Annotated in this window: 16 protein-coding genes; 9 read left to right on the plus strand and 7 right to left on the minus strand. The window is 69.7% G+C overall.

The features are described from left to right. Nucleotides 1–77: 77 nt before the first annotated feature. The 5 genes from HUG10_RS10190 (at nt 78) to HUG10_RS10210 (ending at nt 6344) form a co-directional block, all read left to right on the plus strand. Nucleotides 78–1769: an ABC transporter substrate-binding protein gene (locus HUG10_RS10190; protein WP_179169474.1), complete on the plus strand. Its 1692-nt coding sequence runs from the start codon at nt 78–80 to the stop codon at nt 1767–1769. Nucleotides 1770–1851: 82 nt separating this feature from the next. Next, nucleotides 1852–2850: an ABC transporter permease gene (locus HUG10_RS10195; protein ID WP_179169475.1), complete on the plus strand. Its 999-nt coding sequence runs from the start codon at nt 1852–1854 to the stop codon at nt 2848–2850. A gap of 2 nt (nt 2851–2852) precedes the next feature. Continuing rightward, nucleotides 2853–3893 (plus strand): ABC transporter permease, encoded by a 1041-nt coding sequence (locus HUG10_RS10200; RefSeq protein ID WP_179169476.1) that lies wholly within the window; start codon nt 2853–2855, stop codon nt 3891–3893. Beyond that, on the plus strand, nt 3893–5068 hold the full coding sequence (locus tag HUG10_RS10205) for an ABC transporter ATP-binding protein (RefSeq protein WP_179169477.1): 1176 nt from the start codon (nt 3893–3895) through the stop codon (nt 5066–5068). The genes HUG10_RS10200 and HUG10_RS10205 overlap by 1 nt, the downstream gene beginning before the upstream one ends. Further along, nucleotides 5061–6344 (plus strand): ABC transporter ATP-binding protein, encoded by a 1284-nt coding sequence (locus HUG10_RS10210; protein ID WP_179169478.1) that lies wholly within the window; start codon nt 5061–5063, stop codon nt 6342–6344. The genes HUG10_RS10205 and HUG10_RS10210 overlap by 8 nt, the downstream gene beginning before the upstream one ends. A 40-nt stretch (nt 6345–6384) precedes the next feature. On the opposite strand, the gene HUG10_RS10215 is transcribed toward HUG10_RS10210, so the two are convergent. The 3 genes from HUG10_RS10215 to HUG10_RS10225 all read right to left on the minus strand — a co-directional run bounded on the left by HUG10_RS10215 (nt 6385) and on the right by HUG10_RS10225 (nt 10864). Further along, nucleotides 6385–6876 carry a hypothetical protein gene (locus tag HUG10_RS10215; protein ID WP_179169479.1) on the minus strand — a complete coding sequence of 164 codons (492 nt, stop codon included), beginning with the start codon at nt 6874–6876 and terminating at the stop codon, nt 6385–6387. A 116-nt stretch (nt 6877–6992) separates the two neighbouring features. After that, entirely contained in the window at nt 6993–8402 is a 1410-nt protein-coding gene (locus tag HUG10_RS10220; RefSeq protein WP_179169480.1) for a hypothetical protein, read from the minus strand. 131 nt (nt 8403–8533) lie between these two features. Then, a complete protein-coding gene (locus tag HUG10_RS10225) occupies nt 8534–10864 on the minus strand; it encodes a methyl-accepting chemotaxis protein (protein ID WP_179169481.1) in 2331 nt (776 codons plus the stop codon). Nucleotides 10865–11249: 385 nt separating this feature from the next. Between HUG10_RS10225 and ggt the strand changes: the two genes are divergently transcribed. Both ggt and HUG10_RS10235 read left to right on the plus strand, forming a co-directional pair. Then, nucleotides 11250–12872, plus strand: a complete 1623-nt coding sequence (gene ggt, locus HUG10_RS10230) for a gamma-glutamyltransferase (RefSeq protein ID WP_179169482.1) — start codon at nt 11250–11252, stop codon at nt 12870–12872. A gap of 120 nt (nt 12873–12992) precedes the next feature. After that, a complete protein-coding gene (locus tag HUG10_RS10235; RefSeq protein WP_179169483.1) occupies nt 12993–13973 on the plus strand; it encodes a hypothetical protein in 981 nt (326 codons plus the stop codon). A gap of 27 nt (nt 13974–14000) precedes the next feature. Here HUG10_RS10235 and HUG10_RS10240 read toward each other — a convergent pair whose 3' ends face one another. Beyond that, nucleotides 14001–15383: a M28 family peptidase gene (locus tag HUG10_RS10240; protein ID WP_179169484.1), complete on the minus strand. Its 1383-nt coding sequence runs from the start codon at nt 15381–15383 to the stop codon at nt 14001–14003. 208 nt (nt 15384–15591) lie between these two features. Here HUG10_RS10240 and HUG10_RS10245 point away from each other — a divergent pair, with 208 nt between their 5' ends. Next, nucleotides 15592–16443 carry a DUF7344 domain-containing protein gene (locus HUG10_RS10245; RefSeq protein WP_179169485.1) on the plus strand — a complete coding sequence of 284 codons (852 nt, stop codon included), beginning with the start codon at nt 15592–15594 and terminating at the stop codon, nt 16441–16443. Between the two features lie 155 nt (nt 16444–16598). Further along, a complete protein-coding gene (locus HUG10_RS10250) occupies nt 16599–16868 on the plus strand; it encodes a DUF2250 domain-containing protein (protein WP_179169486.1) in 270 nt (89 codons plus the stop codon). Between the two features lie 21 nt (nt 16869–16889). On the opposite strand, the gene HUG10_RS10255 is transcribed toward HUG10_RS10250, so the two are convergent. From HUG10_RS10255 to HUG10_RS10265, 3 genes are all read right to left on the minus strand, one after another. Next, entirely contained in the window at nt 16890–17537 is a 648-nt protein-coding gene (locus HUG10_RS10255) for a pyroglutamyl-peptidase I family protein (RefSeq protein WP_179169487.1), read from the minus strand. Between the two features lie 94 nt (nt 17538–17631). Beyond that, nucleotides 17632–19101, minus strand: coding sequence for a flippase (locus HUG10_RS10260; RefSeq protein WP_179169488.1), 1470 nt, complete (start codon nt 19099–19101; stop codon nt 17632–17634). Between the two features lie 247 nt (nt 19102–19348). Further along, on the minus strand, nt 19349–20548 hold the full coding sequence (locus HUG10_RS10265; protein WP_179169489.1) for an amidohydrolase family protein: 1200 nt from the start codon (nt 20546–20548) through the stop codon (nt 19349–19351). Nucleotides 20549–21052: the final 504 nt, after the last annotated feature.

Here is a 21052-nt window from a genome sequence, read left to right on the forward strand (position 1 = left end):
TCGGCGTCTCACCATTCGGCACACTTTTATGTACCAGATAACCATGACAGAGTATCCCAGCAGAGAGGGACACACTCATGACAGACGACGATATCAAGCGCGTGTTCGATCGAATCGACCGCCGGTCATTCCTCGCAGGTACGGGGGCGGCCGGCGTGACCGCCCTCGCCGGCTGTTCCGGCGGCGGCGGCAACGGCGGCGGCAACGGTGACGGGAACGGCGGGGGCAACGGAGGCGGCTCGACCGACACGCCCACGTCCGACTCGGGCGGCAGCGGCGGGACGCTCAACCTCGCGCAGGTGAAGAGCCCCCTCGAGTTCGACCCCATCGTCCTGAACGACGTCCCGTCCGATCAGGTGGCGTCCCAGATCTTCGACGGACTGTACACGTACGACGAGAGCACCGGTATCGTTCCGGAGCTCGCGACGGGCGAACCCGAAGTGACCAACGACGGCACCCGGTACGTCATCGAGATGACCGGCGACGCCACGTTCCACAACGGGGACCCGGTCACCGCCGAGGACGTGAAGTACACCCTGGAGGCGCCGGTCGCCGAGGAGACCGACAACGCCTCGACGTTCAACATGATCGACTCGATCACGGTCCAGGACGAGACCACGCTCCAGATTGACCTGAAGTACCCGTACGGGGCGTTCATGACCTCGCTGGTGATGGGCATCGTGCCGAAGTCGGTCCGCGAGGAGGACAAGGAGGCGTTCAACACGTCGAACCCGGTCGGCGCCGGGCCGTTCAAGTTCGACAGCTGGCAGGAGGGGAGCCACGTCGACATCGTCCGGTACGACGACTACTGGGGCGAGCCGATGGCGAACCTCCAGAAGATCCACTTCTCGCCGGTGGAGGAGGCGACGACCCGCGTCACCACGCTCCGCAACGGCGAGAACGACGTCATCGAGGAGATCCCGCCGAAGCTCTACTCGACCGTCCGCGACATCCAGGACGCCAGCATCGACGAGGTCCCCGGAATCGGGTACTTCTACCTGGCGTTCAACTGTAACGAAGGCCCGACGACCGACCCGAAGGTTCGCGAAGCGGTGGACTACTGCTTCTCGATGGACAGCGCGGTGTCGAACTACGTCGAACCGACGGGCGTTCGCCAGTACAGCCCGTTCCCGGCCTCGATCACCAAGGACTGGGGCTTCCCCATCGACCAGTGGAAGAACATCCCCCACGACAAGAACATCGAGGAGGCGAAGGCGCTGTTCGAGGAGGCCGGCGTCTCGATGGACTACTCCTGGCGGATCATCGTGCCGCCGGACGACAAGCGCGAACAGATCGGGATCACGGTGTCCAACGGCCTCAAGGAGGCCGGGTTCAACAACGTCTCCGTCCAGCGGCTGGACTGGGGCGCGTTCCTCGACCAGTACGTCTCGGGGAGCGAAGACGACATGAATATGTACACGCTCGGCTGGTCCGGCTCGCCGGACCCGGACGCGTTCACCTACTACATGTTCGGGCAGACCGAGGACACGCTTGGCGTCACGGACGGGACGTTCTACACCCAGACCAGCGATCGTGCCGCGGCGGCCACTCAGAAGATCGTCGACGCCCGCGAGTCCGCGGACCGTGAGGAGCGCAAACAGCTGTACACCGAGGCGGTCACGACGATTCTCGAGGACCGCGCCCACCTGCCGGCGTACAACCTCAAGAACAGCTTCGGCGTGAAGGACTACGTCAACGACTTCACGTCCCACCCGGTCAGCTCGTTCCACATCGTCAGCGACCACAACAACGTGTCGGTCGACAAGTAACGTTAGCCGGCCCCTCGCGGCCGTTCCCGTTTCACTTATATTTGCCTCCCCGTAACGCACGCCAACGACACCAACTGAGATAATGGGACGCGCACAGTACACGATACGACGCATACTCCAGGCGATCCCGGTCCTGTTCGGCGTCGCCGCCATCACCTACTTCCTGATGGAGGCGATGCCGGGCGACCCGGTGAGCATCATGCTCGGACCGTCGCCGAGCGCAGCACAGGCCGAGGCCATCCGCGCGAAGTACGGGCTCAACCAGCCCGTGTGGGTTCGGTTCCTGAACTACCTGATCGACGCGATTCAGCTCGATCTGGGCCAGAGCATGTACTACAAGGTCCCCGTCACGCAGAAGATCGCTGAACGGTTGCCGGTGACGCTGCTACTGCTGGCGTCGAGTTTCTCGTTCGCCATCGTGACGGCGGTACCGCTCGGCATCATCTCCGCCAAGCGGCGGAACAAGCCGACCGACCACGTGGCGCGCGTCGTCGCGCTGCTGGGCGTGTCGACGCCGTCGTTCTGGATCGGCCTGATGCTGATCATCGTCTTCGCCTACCGGCTGGACGTGCTGCCGGCGACGAACCTCATCCTCCCGTGGGCGCCGGTCGCGGCCATCGAGGGTGCAAGTAACCGCTGGGAGGTGCTCGTCACGTCGGGGAAACACCTCCTGTTGCCGACGCTGTCACTGGGGACGCTCCAGATGGCGGCGCTCACCCGCATCGAGCGCTCCTCGATGCTCGAGGTGCTCGGTCAGGAGTACGTGAAGCTCGCCCGCGCCTACGGCGTGAGCGAGCGGACCATCCTCCGAAAGCACGCCTTCCGGAACGCACAGCTCCCGCTCATCACGCTGCTCGGGCTCCAGCTCACCAGCGCCATCGGCGGCGCGGTACTGACCGAGACCGTGTTCTCGATCAACGGGATGGGGCGGCTCATCATTACCGCCATCAACAACCAGGACTTCGCGCTGGTCGTCGGCACCACGCTGGTGTTCGGCGTCGTGTTCGTGGTCGGCGTCATCCTCACCGACCTGTCGTACGCGTACGTCGACCCGCGCGTCACCTTCGACGAGGCAGAGTAACCATGGCTACGACGCACGACACCAAGACGGAATCCGAGCTGGACACGGAGTTCGAGGACGAGTCGACCGGCGAGCAGCCGGAAGCTAACGTCGGGTGGCGGTACACGCTCTCGCAGGTCCGGCGCGACCCGACGGCGCTCGCCGGGCTCGCCATCATCGGCGTCGCGACGGTCGTCGCGATCATCGCCTTCATCGACGGCGTGCTCTTCAACTACCTCGACAGGTACGCGGTGTTCGCCGGCATGGGAATCGAACAGTACGCCATCGCGAAGGCGGTGTGGGTGAGCCCGATCGCCGAGACCGGCGCCCCCATCCTGCGCCCGCCGGCGTTCATGAGCAACCAGCTGTACCCGGGCGACCCGGGGACGCTCGCGCACCCGCTCGGCACGGACCACCGCGGACGGGACGTGCTCGTCCGGCTGTTCTACGGGACCCGCATCGCCATCACCGTCGGCGTCGTGTCGACCGGGGTGGCGATGATCGTCGGGATGATCGTCGGCTCCGTCGCCGGCTACTACGGCGGCCTCGTCGACGACGCGCTGATGCGGGCGGCAGAGACGCTGTACGCCATCCCGTTCCTCGTGCTCGTCATCGTGTTCATGGTGGCGTTCGGCCGCAGCCTCACGTTCGCGATGATCGGCGTCGGGGTGGCCACCATCCCGACGTTCGCGCGGCTCATCAGGTCGCGCGTGCTGTCCGTCCGCGAGGAGGACTACGTCGAGGCGGCCCGCGCCGCGGGCGTCCGGGACCGCAACATCATCATGCGGCACGTCATCCCGAACAGTTTCGCGCCCGTGCTGGTGCAGGCGACGCTGCAGGTCGGCGTCTCCATCCTCATCATCGCCGGCATCTCGTTCCTGGGGTACGGCGCCCAGCCGCCGACGCCGTCGTGGGGACAGATGCTCAACAACTCGCGGGACTACATGCTGCCGAACCCGTGGTTCAGCATCTGGCCGGGCCTCGCCATCCTCGCCACCGTGGTCGGGTTCAACCTGCTCGGTGACGGCCTGCGAGACGCACTCGACCCGCGGATCAACAACTAATGAGTCAGTCAGAGCCACTACTGAAAGTCGAGAACCTGAAGACCCAGTTCTTCACCGAGGAGGGGACCGTCCGCGCCGTGGACGGCGTGAGCTTCGAGGTACAGCAGGGCGAACTCGTCGGGCTCGTCGGCGAGTCGGGCGCCGGGAAGTCCGTCGCCGCCCAGTCGATCATGCGGCTCGTCGAGGAGCCCGGGCGCATCGTCGACGGGACGGTGACGTACAAGGGCCGGAAGCTGGTCGACATCCAGGAGCGCCCCGACGGCACCCTCGAGGAGTCCGAGGAGATGCTCTCCCAGCGGGAGATGCGCACTGACATCCGCGGGAGGGAGATCGCCATCATCTTCCAGGACCCGATGGAGTCGCTCAACCCGGTGTTCACGGTCGGCGGACAGCTCAGGGAGTTCATCGAGCTGAACCGCGAAGTGTCCGGGTCCGAGGCGAAGAAGATCGCGATCGACATGCTCCGCGAGGTGGGCATCCCCGAGCCCGAGACGCGGTACGACGAGTACCCCCACCAGTTCTCGGGCGGGATGCGCCAGCGCGTCCTCATCGCGATGGCGCTCGCCTGCGAGCCGAGCCTCATCATCGCGGACGAGCCGACGACCGCGCTCGACGTCACCGTCGAGGGGCAGATCCTCGACCTCGTCGACGACCTCCGGGAGAAGTACGGCACCGCGTTCCTCTGGGTCACACACGACATGGGCGTCGTGGCCGAGATCTGCGACAGCGTGAACGTGATGTACCTCGGCGAGGTCATCGAACAGGCGGGGGTCGACGACCTGTTCTACGACACCAAACACCCGTACACCGAGGCGCTGCTCCGCTCGATCCCCCGTCCCGACCGGACGGTGGAGTCGCTCGACCCCATCAGCGGGGTGATGCCGGAGGCGATCAACCCGCCGTCTGGCTGTCGGTTCCACACCCGCTGTCCCGACGCCAGGGAGGTGTGTCGCGAGGCCCACCCGAAGCACGGGCCGCCGGAGGAGGGGGCGACGACCGACGACCCGACACCCCCCGACCAGGGGACGACCGGGGACGAGCGAGACCACCTCGTCTCCTGCGTGAAGTACGAGGCGGTCGGGTACGAGCACAGCGAGCCGCTGGAGAACGAGTCGACCGACGCGTTCGCCGGCGGACTGAGCGAGCTGCGTGCAGGGGGTGAGGACGGTGAGTGAGTCCGACACGCTGCTCCGGGTGGAGAACCTCACCAAGCACTTCAGCCAGTCGAGCGGCTTCCTCGACACGTTCTTCTCGGACCCGCCGGTGCGGGCCGTCGACGGCGTGAGCTTCGACATCCGCGAGGGCGAGACGCTCGGGCTCGTCGGCGAGTCCGGCTGCGGCAAGTCGACGCTCGCGCGCACGATCCTCCGCCTGGTCGACCCGACCGACGGCGCGGTGTACTTCAAGGGCGAGAACCTCGCGGAGCTGTCCGGGAGCAACCTCCGGGAACAGCGCCGCGACATGCAGATGATCTTCCAGGACCCCCAGTCGAGCCTCGACCCCCGGATGAAGGTCGGCCCGATCGTCGAGGAGCCGATGAAGGCCCACGGGCTGTACGAGGGCGAGCGCGAGGAGCGCGTCCGCGACCTCCTGGAGAAGGTGGGGCTCGACCCCCAGCACTACAACCGCTACCCGCACCAGTTCTCGGGGGGCCAGCGCCAGCGCATCAACCTCGCCCGCGCGCTCGCCGTGAACCCGGACTTCATCGTCTGCGACGAGCCGGTGTCCGCGCTGGACGTGAGCATCCAGGCACAGGTGCTCAACACGATGCAGGAGCTCCAGGACGAGTTCGGGCTGACGTACCTGTTCATCGCCCACGACCTCTCCGTCATCCGGCACATCTCCGACCGCGTCGCCGTGATGTACCTCGGCAAGGTCGCCGAACTCGCCGAGACGGAGGAGCTGTTCGAGAACCCGCAGCACCCCTACACCGACGCGTTGCTCGACTCGATCCCGGTGCCCGACCCCCGGGCGCGGGGACAGCGCGGCGTGCTCGAAGGCGACGTCCCGTCGCCGATCGAACCGCCATCGGGCTGCCGGTTCCGCACCCGGTGTCCGGAGTTCATCCAGCCGGCGGAGTACGCGATGGACGAGGGGACGTGGGACGACGTCCTGTCGTTCACCCGCGCGGTGAAGCGCCGGAGCTTCGAGGCGTCCGACCGGGCGACGGTCCGCCGCGAGTTCTTCGGGAGCGACCTCCCCGGCGGCGAGGCCGGCGAGCACGTCGAGCGCGCGCTGGACGAGATACTCGCCGGTGACTGGAAGGACGCCGCGGAGCGGCTCTCCGAGGCGTTCGAGGAGCCGAGCATCTGCGCACGGGAGGTGCCGAGCTACACGGTCGAGCCGGAGTACGGCACGGGCGAGCACTTCGCCGCGTGTCACCTCCACCGCGACGAGGACCTCTCCATGGAGGACACCGGCACCGAGGGCACCGCGACCGCGGACGACTGAAGTCGCTCCCGAGAGCCTCTTTTCCTTCAGAACGGCCTACTCACTCGACCCTGAACGTCGTCGAGTCCGCTGGCCGTCCCGAGCGAGTCCCGACGAACGCGCGGAGTTCGTGCTCGCCGGGATCGAGGGGGACGGATCGGGCTCCCTCGTCGGTGACCCGCTTCACCCGGCCGTCCCAGGTCCAGGTGAACGTCTTCCGCTCGCGGGCCCGGAACGTCAGTTCGCCCCGGCCGCCCGGGTCCCGGCGGGGCTCGTCGCTCGCCTCGAGCAGCCCGTCGACCTCCCACCCCCAGCGCCGGCGGGACGCGGTCGGCACCTCGACGGGCACCGGGTACGCGTTCCTGATCTCCACGCGGATACTGATCGGGTCGTCGGGGGCGTAGCTGTCCCTGTCGGTGGCGACGGAGATCGAGAGGCCGCGCCGGAGAAGCCGGCGCGGGAGGAGCCGGGAGACGGCGGCGCCGAGGTAGTCGCGGGTTTCGTCGAAGCCGTACCGGTCCGACTCCCCCGGCCTGTGACGCGGCTGTGGCACGGGTCGAGGGAGGAGGCGGCACGGCTTCGACCTGTCGGTCTAGGGTGTCGATGTCGGTCGAGTGGCCGAGTTCCGGGAGCCGAGGAAGCCAGCATCGAGCCAGGACCCGGCGACGCTTACCGTTCGAATCCCCCCCGCCGGCGACACGCCGTGACCGCGCCGCCGAGGCCGACCGCCGCGCCGCCGACCAGCGCCGCCAGCGTCGAGGGGCCCAGGTCGTCGAGGGGGCCCTCCCCCGTGGCCGACAGTTCACCGTCGCCGGGGTCGGAGATCGACGCCCGGAACGTCCGGGCCTCCCCGGCGTCGAGGTGGCCCTCGCGGCTGGTCGAGAGGAGCTCCCCGTCGAGGCCCGCCGACCGCACGTCGAGGGTGTACGGGGTGTCCTTCGCGGCCGTGACGACGATCCGGTAGTCGCCGGGTTCGGCGCCGTACCGGTACCGGAGCGCGGCCCCGCCGGCCGCGTCCTCGTTCATGAACGCGGCGCGGTCGCGCGACACCGGCCGACCCTCGGGGTCGAGGACGGACAGCGACCCGGCGGGCGACCGCATCGTGACCGCGAGCATCGGGAACAGTCCGCGCCCCCCGCCGTTCGACCCCGAGTCGTCGTCCGGGTCGGTGCGGAGGCGGATGCGGCGGTCGGCGCGGTTCGCCACGAAGCCGTCGTAGCCGTCGTACGAGACCGTCGTCGGGGAGTCGGCCGTCGACACCCGAATCCGCCGGGCCTCCCGCCCCGCGTCGGTCCGATACGTTCGCGCGCCGTAGTTCGGGTCGTACACCAGCAGGTCCGTCCCGCCGCCGCGGCGCCGGTAGTCGTACACGAGTACCTGGTGGTAGAGCCGCGAGGTGCCCGCGAGGAGGGTGACGCTCGCGGTCCCGTCGGCGTCCACGGCGTGCTTCACGGCCTCGAGTTCGCGGCCGTAGTCGATCGCGGACGGCCGGACGAGCGCGCGGCGACCGAGCCACGCCTCGACGTCGAGGAGCTGTGCGGTCTGGTAGAGGTCGATCTCGTCGGCGACTGGCTCGGCCCCGTCGTCGAACGGCTCCGTCGGGCCCGCGAACGCCGACGCCGACTCGCGGTCGAGCGGGATGCGGTCCGGCCGCTCGTAGTACGACTGCGCGGCGAAGCACATCCCGTAGCAGTGGCCGTTCGTCGCCGAGAGCTGGTTCACGGAGACGTACACCTGGGTCGAGACGGCCTCCACGAGCGAGTCGGGCAGCGACGTCGCCGTCGGCCCGGAGGCGAGCGCGAACAGCGGCCCCGTCCAGTTCCGCTCGACGGTGCGGCGAACCTCGTCGCGGGTCACCGCGTCGTGGGCGTGGTCGGGGAAGAGTTCGCTCCGGGTCGACCAGTTCCGGAAGCCGAACGCGTGAACCGTCGGGTCGAACGGGTCGTCGGACTCGACGGAACCGGCGAACCCGGTCGCAGCCGCACGGCCGGCGGCGCGCACGCCCGTCGTGCCCGCGAGCCCCGCGGCACCGACGCGGGCGAGGAAGCGCCGGCGCTCGAGACACCGTTCCTGTGGCATCGTTGATGGCTTCGGCGGGGGTGACTTAACGGTTCAGGTCCCGCGAGCGGTCGGCTCCGATCGGACGTTCGACAACGGACACTGGTGTGTAGGAGGGCGTTCGGCCGGGTATCGTCGGTCGGAAGGTGGTCCTACTCCTCCCCGCCGTCGGCGTCGCCGACCCACTCCATGCCGCCGTCGACGGCGGTGGCCCGGCCGTCGTTCGCCCCCGCGCCTCGGGCCGGATTCCCGGGTCCGGCCCCGGCCCTCGCGTCGAGGTCCGTCTCGAACTGGGAGAGGGCGTCGTCCAGATCCAGCGCCCGGTCGGCGAGGTCGTCGGCGACGTGGACGACCTCCCCGAGCGAGGCGGTCTGTTGCTCGGCGGCCGCGGCGACGTCGTCGGCCTCGTCGGCCGTCTCCCGCGCGGTCTCGCGTACGTCGTCCATCATCGCCGCCACCTCCTCGGCGCTCGCGGCCTGATCGTCGGTCGCGCCGTCGATGTCCTGCATCCCGTCGTTCGCCTCCTCAACCAGGTCGGCGATCGAGCGGAGCGCGTCCGCGGCGGTCCCCACCGTCTCGGCGCCCTCGCCGAGGCGTTCCCGGGCGCCCCGCATGTCGTAGGCGGTCGTCACGGTCTGGTCCCGGATGTCCGAGAGCAGCGTCTCGATCTCGTCGGCGCGCTCCTGGGCCTCCGTCGCGAGCGACTTCACCTCGTCGGCGACGACCGCGAACCCCTCGCTCCCCTCGCCCGCGCGGGCGGCCTCGATGTTCGCGTTGAGCGCGAGCAGGTTCGTCCGGTCCGCGATCGAGGAGACGGTCGCGGTGACCTCGCCGATCTCGTCCATCCGCTCGACGAGCGCCTCGACCTCCGCGACCGCGGACTCGGTGCGCTCCTCCACGTCCGCGACCGCCTCGACCGCGTCCTCCGCCGCGCCGCGGCCCTCCCGGGCCTCCTCGGCTGTCTCCTCCGCCGTTGCCGCAACGCCGCCGGCGGTGGAGGCGACCTCCTCGACGGTCGCGGAGACCGTGTTCATCTCGTCGGCCGCCTCGCCCAGGCGCTCGCGCTGCGTCGCGGTGTCGGCGCTCACCTCCGTCATCGACTCGGCGACCCGGTCGCTCACCCCGCCGACCTCGCTCGCGCTCGACGCGAGGTCGCCGCTGGCGTCGCGGACCTCGTCCGCGAACGACTGCACCTCGTCGATGGTCGCCTCCAGCTCCCCGAGCACGTCGTTCAGCTCGCCCCCGAGACGACGGATCGCCGCGGCGTCGCTCTCGGGGTCGACGCGTGCCGTGAGGTCGCCGTCGGCCACGCTGGCGATGACCGAGCCGTAGTGGGCCGTCTTCTCCTCGAGGTGGGCGGTGAGCTCCTCGGCCTCGCGCTGGGCGCGCAGGGCGTCCGACTCGGCGCGTTCCGCGTCCCCGATGCGCTCGCGGAGCCCCCGCCGCATGGCGTCGAAGCCGGCGTACAAGTCGCCGAGTTCGTCCTCGCGGTCGCTCTCGATCGGCACGTCGAGTTCGCCGGCCTCCAGATCCCGCGCGGTCCCGGTCAGGTCCCGGAGCGCGAGGACGGTCGGACGCTCGACCGCGAGCGTGAACCCGACGAGCAGCAGTCCGACGACGCCGAGCAGGCCGAGCACGCGGAGGCCGACGGCGTCCGCGATCCCGAACAGCGTCGACGGCGGCGCGCTGGAGGCGACCGCGAGGTTCGCGCCGTCGATCGGTTCGTGGGCGACGACCGCGCGGCCGTACCCGCCGGAGACGGACGAATCGAGCGTTCCGATCCCGGCGCTCCCGTTCAGACCGGCGACGATGGCCGGCGACTGGACGCCCGCGCCGGCGACGTACTGGGTGCCGACGGTCGAGGGCGATCCGGTGTCGAGGACGACGACGCCGTCGTCGTCGACGACGCGGGTCCGCGACCCCTGCACCGTCGTCTCGAGGAGTTCGGCGATCACCGTGACGTTGAGTTCGGTGACGAGCGTCCCGCCCGTGTTCACCTGCGTGAACAGCACCCACGATCTGTGGCCGTCCCGCTCGACGTACTCGACGCCGCTCACGTCCTCGGGTGGCGCGAGCCCGACGTCCTCGAGCTCCTTTCCGGCGAGGTCGCGTTCGGAGCTGGCGGAGATCTCGCCGCCGTACTCCGCGTAGTGGACGGCCCTGACGCGGTCGGCCCCGATGGCGCGCGCGTTGAGCACCGTCTGGAGTTGCCAGTCGCGCGCCTGGCTGTCGGTCGTTCCGGTCGTCACCCGCGAGAGCTCGCCCGCGGTCGTCGCGTCGGCCCGGCCGACGTCGTCGAGGACCGTCTGGAGCAGGCCGCGTTGCATGCTCGCCTGTCCCTCGAGCCCGTGCCGCTCCTCGGTCTTGACCCGGTCGGTCACGTCGACGTAGACGGCGGCCCCCACCAGTCCGCTGACGAGCAGGACCACGAGGACGCCCACGCCAACCTTCGCGGTGTAGCTCCGTCGTGGGTCCACGTTCATCGGCGATACCTCCGTCCGGCCCGACGTTGCTGGCTCATCGTTGTAATAACGCTGCCCGCCTGGCCCGGGGACGCGCCGGCGGGACGGCGACTACCTGTGCCAGTGTGAGTGACACGTTTTACGGTATCGGGCCGATTATCAGCGGCGAGACTACTCGGGACGGTCGTCGAGTTCGGTCATCGGTTCCCCCTGAATTCAGACGATGTGTTGCACTCGTCCGGCGGGTCGACGACGACGAAGTGGTCATCCCGGAGGTCGTGAGCGTGGAAAAGGGGGTTCGCGGACATCTGAACCGCGACGCGATAGGCGACTCACGGCGAAGGCCGAAACGGAGTCCGAGTCTCTTGGGTGGTGATTTTTACCCTCTCCGCGCCGTCGTTCACGTATGAACGAGCCCGACCTCGATCGCTTCGCCTCGCGCCGCTCGACGGTGTACGGCCAGCGGGGCGTCGTCGCGACCAGCCAGCCGCTCGCCTCGCAGGCGGGTATCTCCGTCCTGGAGGACGGCGGCAACGCCTTCGACGCCGCCGTCGCCACGGCCGCCGCGCTGAACGTCGTCGAGCCGACCTCGACCGGCCTCGGCGGCGACGTGTTCGCGCTGTACCGCACCGCCGACGGCGAGGTGGGCGCGATGCGCTCGTGCGGGCCGGCGCCGGAGGGCGCGACCGTGGAGAACGTCCGCGAGGCAGTCGCCGACGAGGAGGGCGTCGACCCCGCGGACGCCGAGATGCCGGGAACGGGCGCGCACGCGGTCACGGTGCCGGGCACCGCGCGCGGCTGGGAGACGACAGCCGAGACGTTCGGGGAGATGTCGCTGGGGGAACTGCTCCAGCCGGCCATCCGCTACGCGACGGAGGGCTACCCCGTCTCCGAGGTCGTCGCCGCCCAGTGGCAGCACGGGGAGGAGCTGTTCGAGTCCGCGCACGCGCGCGAGGCGTTCCTCTTCGACGGCGAGGCGCCGGACGTGGGCCAGCGGGTCACGCTCCCGAAACTCGGCGCGACGATGGAGCGCATCGCCGACGAGGGCGCGGACGTTGTGTACGAGGGCGAGATCGCCGAGCAGATCGCGAACGAGGTGCAGGAGGGCGGCGGGTTCATGACCGTCGATGACCTCGCCTCGTTCGAGCCGGAGTTCCTCGACCCCGTCTCCACGACGTACAACGGCGTCGAGGTGTTCGAGCTCCCGCCGAACAACCAGGGGCTCATCGCGCTGGAGGCGCTCAACGTCGCCGAGGAACTCGGCGCCGGCGAGCACGACGTCGACTCGCCCGAGCGCGTCCACTACTTCTCGGAGGCCCTGAAGCTCGCGTTCCGCGACGGCCACCGCTACATCACCGACCCCGAGTTCGAGAACCACCCGCCGCTCGCCTCGAAGGACTGGGCCCGGAAGCGCGCTGAGGAGGTGGGCGAGACGGCCAACCACGACGTCACCTTCGGCGTCCCCGACGCGAACGCAGAGGACGCCGACACCGTCCTGCTCTGCGTCGCCGACGACGAGGGCAACGTCGTCTCCTACATCAACTCCCGGTTCGCCGGCTTCGGCTCCGGGCTCGTCGCCGGCGACACCGGCATCGCGCTCCAGAACCGGGGCTCGTCGTTCTCGCTCGACCCGGAGCACCCGAACAGGCTCGAACCGGGCAAGCGCCCGTTCCACACGCTCATCCCGGGGCTGGCGAAGTTCGCCGAGGACGACTGGGCCGCGTTCGGCGTCATGGGCGGGTACATGCAGCCACAGGGCCACCTCCAGGTGATCTCGAACGTGGTCGACTACGGCCTGCCGCTCCAGGCGGCGCTCGACCGGCCACGCTGGCGCTACCGCGAGGACGACACGCTGGCGCTGGAGCCGCACTTCGACTCGCACGTCGCCGCGAAACTCGCCCGGAAGGGCCACGACGTGCGGACGCTCCCCTCGGGACAGTTCGGCGGCGCACAGATCGTCCGCAACGAGGAGGGGACGCTCTCGGCGGCGACGGAGCCGCGGAAGGACGGGAACGCGCAGGGGTACTGAGGCCGGATCGGACGTCGGAGCGTCCCTCTGGCAACCCGCGCGCGCGAGAGATACAGAAAGGGAGCGGCGGTGAGTTCGAAGCCCGGAAAGCACTTACCCACCGTCCGCCACCCCGACACGATGCCCTCCCGACGCAGCTACCTCGCCGGACTCACCGCGCTACTCGCGGGCTGTACCGGCCCCGGATCCCCGACGGACACCCCGCCCGGCTCGAACACCCGTTCACCGACGGGGACCCCGACCGACCCGCGGTCCCCGACGCCGACCGACGGAGTCGGCACCTGCTGTTACCACGTCATCACCATGACCGCCGACGAGTCCGACCACGACGCGGTGGCGGACGCGTGGACGGAGTCGGTCGCCGACCTGACCGAGCGACGGCGCGCCATCGTCGACGGGTCGCTCGGCGGCGAGACGACCGTGGAGGACTGGCGCGGCCACCCTCTGGAGGCGGGGTCCTACCTCGAGGCCGACGGGACGTACTACCGCGTGGACGAGACCGTCGTGGAGGAACGGACCGTCACCACCTACCGCTTCGAGATGCGCGTCCCCGCCCGGGAGGAACCCGACGGTGACCCGCTCGCGTACGACGACCTGACGGCGGCGGAGCGTCGCGTCGTCGACGCCGGCCTGGACGGCTGGGAACCGGGCGACCCCGGCTTCGGCGTCGGCTACGGCTGGGTGTTCGAGTCCGACGAGGAACGCGATGACTGCCGGTTCCTCGACGGCGACACGTACTTCGTCGAGTACGAGGGCGAAGTCGTCTCGTTGTGGCACGACGGAACCGGGGAGACGGTGCTGACGACGTACCGGTACGCGTTCCCCGAGGTGGCGACCGACCGGGCGTCGTTCACCGACCTCGTCGTCCGGGAGGCGGTCGGGAACGTCGCCGACGCGGGCTTCGACGACGACGCCGCTGCCGTCGCCGAGGACCTGTTCACCTCGGGCCACTACCGCTCGGAGAACCCCGCGACCGACGCCGAGCAGGCGGTCGCCTACTGGTGCAACGACTTCACCGCGCCACACGGCGGCTACGGCGACGCGTACGTCCGGTACGAGGGCGACCTCTACGAGGTGACGGTCGAGGAAGTGATGAGCTAGTCGGCGTGGACGGATCGGACGGTCGAGTCAGTCCAGGTCGTCGTACGGCCAGCGCCCGCCCATCTTCAGCTCCTGCTCGTAGCCGTCGTCGATGGCCCGGGCCATCTCGGCCCGGGAGCGGTGGGGCGTCTCGACGTCGTCGCTCGCCAGCCGTGCGACCGCCTCGGCGACGAGGACGGCGACGTCCCGGAGGTCGCGGGAGTCCAGTTTGTCGAGCGTGTCGGCGTGGGTGTGACCCCAGCCGCGGCCGGACGTCTCGGAGGCCGTCGAGGTCATCACCGCGGGGACGCCCTCCTGGACGAACGCCCACTGGTCGCCGTGCGGGGAGACGGTATCGTCGGTCGAGAGCGGGGCGTCCATCTCGTCGGTGACGTCGTCGAACACCGCCTCCACCGACTCGAAGCCGTTCGACCCCACGCGGAGCGACCGGCTGGAGCAGGCGCCGTCGAGGTTCACGACGCACTTCACGGAATCGAGGTCGAGCGTCTCGGCGGCGTGGTAGGCGCCCCAGAGGCCGATCTCCTCGGAGCCGAACGTGATGCAGCGGACGCGGGTGTCGAGGTCCACGTCGGTCAGCAGTCGGCCGACCTCGGCGACGAGCGCGGAGCCGGCGCCGTTGTCGTTCGCGCCGTCGCTGACGTCGTGGGCGTCGACGTGGGCCGTCAGCAACACAGCCTCCTCGGCTCCGCCGGTTTCACCGGCTTCACCGCGGTCCTCCGGACCGCGCGGACCCACGTCGGCGACGACGTTCCGCGACGTGGTCGGCTCGTTCCGGCAGTCCACCGAGACGGTGACCTCACAGCCCTCCTCGGCGTAGCGAGCCAGCCGCGCGCCGGCCTCGCGGGAGACGCCCAGCGCGGGGATGGGGCCGGGGCGCTGGTGGTAGCCGACCTCGCCGGTCGGCGGGACCGACCCCTCGACGTGGTTGCGGAACAGGAACGCGACGGCGCCGTGGTCCGCGGCGTTGACGTACTTCTCCATCCGGTGGATCCACCGGTCGGCGTCCTCGGGGGTGTCCGAGGAGGCGAGCGCGACCGCCCCGTCGAGGTCGTCCGCGGCCGCCTCGAACTCGTCGTAGGTGCCGTCGCCGACGTCGACGACGCGGCCGGTCGCCTCGCCCGACGGGCAACCGGGGAGCGCGAGAACGTCCTGCTGGCCCTCGTGGACCCGGTGGTGGGGTTCGTGGATCTCGAGGGAGGAACTGCCGCGCCACCAGCCCGGGACGTCGAACTCCTCGACGTGCGGGTCGCGCAACCCCGCCTCCGCGAAGGCGTCGCGGACGACCGCCGCGCCGCGGCGCTCGCCCTCCTGTCCGGCCATGCGGTTTCCCACGTCGACGAGGTCCGTGAGCACGTCCCAGGCGAACCCGCTGGTCTGTGCGTCGCCGACGACTGCGTCGGGGAGTCTCATGGTCGGACGTTCGGGTACAGTCACAAAGGCTCCCGGGTGCCGGCGGTCCGCGACCGAGATTCGAGCACGTCGCGTGGCCCCTCGCCGTCGGGACCGACGGACGCCACCGTCACCCGCCACCGATTAGTAATCCGACATCCATATTCGGGCGTCGATGGCGGGAAATTAATGGCTCACGCTTATCCGACCGGATATGCTAACTCGTGTCATGGGGACGCACGAGGATCGGATTCTCCGTCTCGTCACGGATGCCAGGAATCGGGCGATACTATCGGCCCTCGACGGGGCCGCCGGTCCGCTTCACGTCGAGGAGCTGGCGGAGCGTCTCGTGGCCCGCGAATCCGCGGTGTTCGAACCGTCCGCGCACGGCGAGGAGCTCGAACGCGTTCTCATCACGTTACACCACAATCGCCTCCCGAAGCTCGCGGACGCCGGACTGGTCGAGTACGACCGCGACGGGAACGTCGTCTCCGCCGTCGACCACACGACGGCCGACCCCGAGTGGCTGGAGTTTGAGATGCTGGACGAGCTACTGGCCCGGTTCCGGCCGGACCGCCGGCCGGACGAGGACGCCGTCGGCGTGATCGAGGGCAGGGAGGACGTGTACGACTACACCCGACGGCTCGCCGACGAGGCCGAGGACGAACTGTTCCTCATCTACCTCTCGGACGACCTGCTCGACGAGGGGTGCCTCCCGCACGCGAGAAACGCCATCGACCGGGGCGTGAACTTACGTGTCGGCTCGCAGAATCCGGACGTTCGCGAGTTCTTCCGCACGAACCTCCCCGAGGCGACCCTCTGGGAGCCACAACTGGACTGGGCGAACGACCCATCGTGCTATCCGCGAGTGGACCGACTCATCCTCGCGGACCGGGAGAAGGTCGCGTTCGGACTTCTGGACGGACCGGACTCCGACGGGAAGAGCACGGAGACGGCGATGGTGGGCGAGGGCAAGCGGAACCCACTCGTCGTGCTCGTGCGCGAGCTGCTGGGACCGCGGCTCGACCACCTCGACCATCAGAGCGCGGACTTCACCGACCGGCTCCCGAACGAAACGTGACCGGTACACCGGTCGTACGGTAGCACCTCGTCGGTCGGAAGGATACGATCGACCGGAAGGCCCGCCGAACGACACCCCCTTCTCCCGCCGAACCGTGTCAGGGAGTCCCGAGGAGTCGCCAACTTCATGTTCCATGCTACCGAATACCGCAATAGATGCCGGAGCCCAGTTCGCTGACCGACACGGACAGACGCGTCCTCAGCTACCTGCAGGACTCGGGCGCCGACTACCCGGCGCTCGTCGCTGGAAACACCGGGGTACACATCCCCCTCGTCGAGCGCCGCATCTCGGTGCTGGTCGAGTACGGGCTCCTCGAACGGGTCACCGGCGAGTCGGTCTATCGGATCACCGCCGACGGCGAGTCCGCCCTCGCGAGTTTCGACGGCGGGACCGAAGTCGGACGCTCCACCGCGGACGCGGAGTGAGATCCGGGCTCGCCCCGGCGGCTACTCCGCCCGCTCCAGCGCGATCTCGAACGCGACGCCGACGGCCCGCTCCGACAGTTCGAGCGGGAGGCTTGGCGTCAGGCTCCCGCCGCGTGCCGCCTCGCCTTCCTGCGCCTTTCTCGCCGCCTGTCCGGGCGTCGCCGGTAGGTGGAGGAAGCCGGCGGGCGCGTCACGTCCGGTCGCGTCGAGGTGCGCGAGCGTCCAGTACAGGAGGTGGTTACAGAGATGCGTCCCGGCGGTGTTCGACAATCTGGCCGGGACGCCGGCGTCCAGGCACGCCTCGACAGTCCGGCGGACCGGCACCGTCGCGAGGTACCCGTCCCGTCCGTCGGGGTCGATCCGCTCGTCTACCGGGTCGTCGCCGGCGTTGTCGGGGACGCCGACCGCGTCCGCGGCGTTGACCGCGACCCGTTCGACCGAGACGCCGCTCCGCCCGGCCGCGAGTCCAGTCGCGACGACGGCCACCGGGTCGTGCTCGTCGAGGAGGGCGCGCATCCGGTCGCCGGCGTCCTCGAACGCGACGGGGAGTACCTCGCCGACCACGTCGTGGCCGGCGAGCCTCGCCCCGTCGAGCGCCCGGGCGACGTCGCCGGAGGGGTTCGTCTCGTGTTCGCCGAACGGCTCGTATCCAGTACAGAGGAGGGCCATACCTGCGAGGCGACCGGGGCCGATAAAAGTGTTCGCGAGTCGACCGGCGGGCGTTTTCGAGGCGACGACCCGGCACGGTTCGACCACTCCGACGTCACCGGAGCAGCGACGCGACGCGTCGCGCGTCGACGTGACCGCACGCCAGGACGAGTCCCGCGAAGACCGTCGCGCCGGAGAGGACGACGCCGAGGAGCGTTACGAGTCCCCCGACGTGCGGGAGCAGCACCGCGACCGCGGCGAACATCCCGGCGGTGAGCAGGCACGTGCCGGCCGCGTGGCGGGCGACGCGACGGACGCGGAAGCCCAGTTCCTGGTGGATGAAGTAGACGTTCGACGACGTGTACACGGAGTAGGTGATGACGGTGGCGAGGGCGGCACCGACGACGCCCATCGCCGGGATGAGCAGGAGGTTGAGGACGAAGTTGGCGACGGCCATCGTCCCCTTGATCAGCGCCCGTGACCGCGCCCGCCCAAGGTAGTCCAGGCCGTCGGTCGTCACCTTGTCCACCGCGTTGACGAAGATGAAGCCGCTGTACACCTGGACGACGGGGACGGCGGGGAGGTAGTCCGTCCCGAAGACGTACCGGATCATGGGGCCGGCGACGAGGACGAGTCCGACGCAGGCGGGGACGTACAGCAGCAGCACGTACGAGAGCGACTCCTCGTAGATGCGGGCGGCGGTGTCGAGGCGGTCGCCGTCCCGCTGTTCGGCGAGCGCGGGGGAGATGGTGAACCCGAGCGAGGCGGCGGGCATCGAGACGAAGTCCGAGACCTGTTTGGCGATGGCGTAGAACCCGACCGCGGTCGTGTTGAGCAGCATCCCGACGAGGATGACGTCGACCTTCTTGTCGAGGACGTTCGCCCCCCGGGTCGCGGTGAGGGGGACGCTGTACTCCAGAACGCGGCGTCGGAGGCCACCCTCCCGCTCGGTGGCGGCGGTCAGTTTCGGAACGATCCGCGTGTAGAGCACGTACAGGCCGACGAGACCGGCGGCGACGTACCCGGCGACGTAGCCCAGGAACGCGCCGAGCGCCCCGAGTCCGAGGAGAACGAACCCGACGACCGCGAGCAGGCGGACGACGCTGTCGACGACGCGGACCAGGGCGCTCCACTCGACCCGGTTGAACCCCTGGAACACCGAGGTGAGGTAGCCGTTGAGTGCCGAGAACCCGACGTACAGCGCGCCGACGACGAGGAACGGTGCGAGCGCGGGTTCGTCCAGCGCGCGGGCGAGTATCCCGTTGCCGAGGGTCAGAACGGCGCCGACGACGGTGACCAGCGCGAGCATGGCGAGGGCGCCGATCCGGAGGACGTGCCGTACCTGTCCGGAGTCCCCCTCGGCGTACTCGGTGACGTACCTGGCGGTGGACTTTGGGAGCCCGAGGGTCCCGAAGATACCCGCGACGCCCAGGACCGAGACGGCGAAGGTCAGCAGTCCGTACCCCGCGGGGCCGAGCAGGTACCGGGCGAGGAGGATGAGGGCGGCCGCACTCGCGAGGGTGCTGACGACGTCCGCGACGAACGTCGCTTTGACACCTCTCGCGAGTCGAGTTGTGAGATCCATTCGTTTGGGGACGTTCGCACCGCCCGCGGCGGTGGCGGGACGGTCGCGACTCGGTCACTCCGATGGCCGAACGGGACTTCGTTATGGACGCGCTGACCGCGCCGCCGGTTCGGGGTTCTGGACCGCACGGCCCCGACGAATCACCTGAAAAGTCGGCCCGGACCGCTCGTTCGCCGTCGCTTCCGGGGTTACCCCGTCGCTAGCGAAGCGGTGAAAGTTGCCTCGTGCCGCTTCGACCTCGCGTCGCTTACCAGTCGTACGCCTCGCGCGGGTCGACGCTGTCGGCCTCGCGGTCGAACACGTGGCGGCCCTCGACGACGACGTGCTGGCTGCTCGTCTCGAACCGGTGGAACGGGCCGTCCCAGACCACCAGGTCCGCGTCGGTCCCCTCCGCGAGCGAGCCGACGCGCTCCTCGATGCCGAGGATCGCCGCGGGGTTCGTCGTCACCACGTCCAGGGCGACCTCCTCGGGGAGGCCCGCCCTGACCGCGAGGCCGACGCAGACGTCGAGGTGCTGCTGGGGGAGCACCGGCGCGTCCGTCTGGATGGCGACCGTCACGCCCTCCTCGTGGAGGATGCCGGGCGTCTCGAAGGTGATGTTCCGGAGTTCGTACTTCGAGGCCGACGAGAGCGACGGGCCGACGATGGCCGGCACGTCGCGCGCCACGAACTCCTCGGCGATGACGTGGCCCTCGGTGGCGTGCTCGATTGAGAGGTCCTCGATGCCGAACTCCTCGGCGATGCGGAACACCGTCATGATGTCGTCCGCGCGGTGGGCGTGGACGCGGAGCGGGAGATCGCCGGTGAGCACCCGCGCGAGGTTCTCGTCGCCGAGGTCGCGCTCGAACGGCTCGCCCTCCTCCTCGGCGGCCTCCTTTCGCTCCAGGTAGTCCTCTGCGGCCATGAACGAGGCCCGGAGCGTCGCCGCGACGCCCGGCCGGGTCGACGGCTGGCGACCCTCGCGCTCGCCGTGGAACCGCTTGGGGTTCTCGCCCATCGCGGCCTTCATGCCGTCCTCGCGGACGAGCATCGCGTCGGCGGTGCGGCCGTGGGTCTTCATCGAGCAGATGATGCCGCCGATGACGTTGCCAGAGCCCATCCGCGAGGAGACGGTCGTCACGCCGTTCTGGAACGCGTGTTTCAGCTCCTCGTCGCGGGGGTGGAAACCGTCGAGGGCGTTGACGTGGGGCGTCGTCGCGCTCGTCCCCTCGTTGAAGTCGCCGTCCTCGGGTTCGCCCCACTCGGCCATGCCGGCGTGGCTGTGGGCGTCGATCAGCCCCGGCGTCACCTGCATGCCCTCGGCGTCGATGACCTCCGCGTCGTCGGGCGCCTCGACGTCGCCGACGGCGACGACCTCGCCGTCCTCGACGAGCACGTCGCCCTCGATCGTCCCCCGTTCCGTCTGCGTGTGGACGGTGCCGTTCCGCACCACGAGTGCCTGGCTCATGGACTCGGCTTCGCGCGGGGGCGCCAAACTGTTTCGGTTCGAAACGGTGGTCGCGATCACCGGAGAGTCCCGTATCGCGTCCCATGGAACGCCGTGTCACTCGGTTGCACGGCAGGAGAATCGTTAAGTGAACGCCGTCGAAGGTGTTCAGTACCGACGCAAGTCGGCCGGACTCCGATGATCGCCACTCACCACGCCGGCACACTCGCTCACGCGACCAGTGCCGGCTATGGCGGGTGGCGGTCCGCGACCCCCATGCCGTGCGGCAAGGGGAACGCCAACGGACTCCGGTTCGACGTACGGTCCGCCTCCATCGCCGCGTGAACGCGACGACGTTTCGGGCGCACGCCCGAACGGAGGCGGACTCTCTCGTCCTTCCTACCGTTCGGGTTCCCGTCCAGCACCGTCCGCGTTCCCGCGGCCACTCCCACGGAATCGATCCGCGCGACGTCGCCGTCGTGCGGGCGAGTGGCCCAGGACGCGTTCGACTCGCGCAGGGAGCCT

The organism is Halorarum halophilum (assembly GCF_013401515.1).
Lineage (GTDB): Archaea > Halobacteriota > Halobacteria > Halobacteriales > Haloferacaceae > Halorarum > Halorarum halophilum.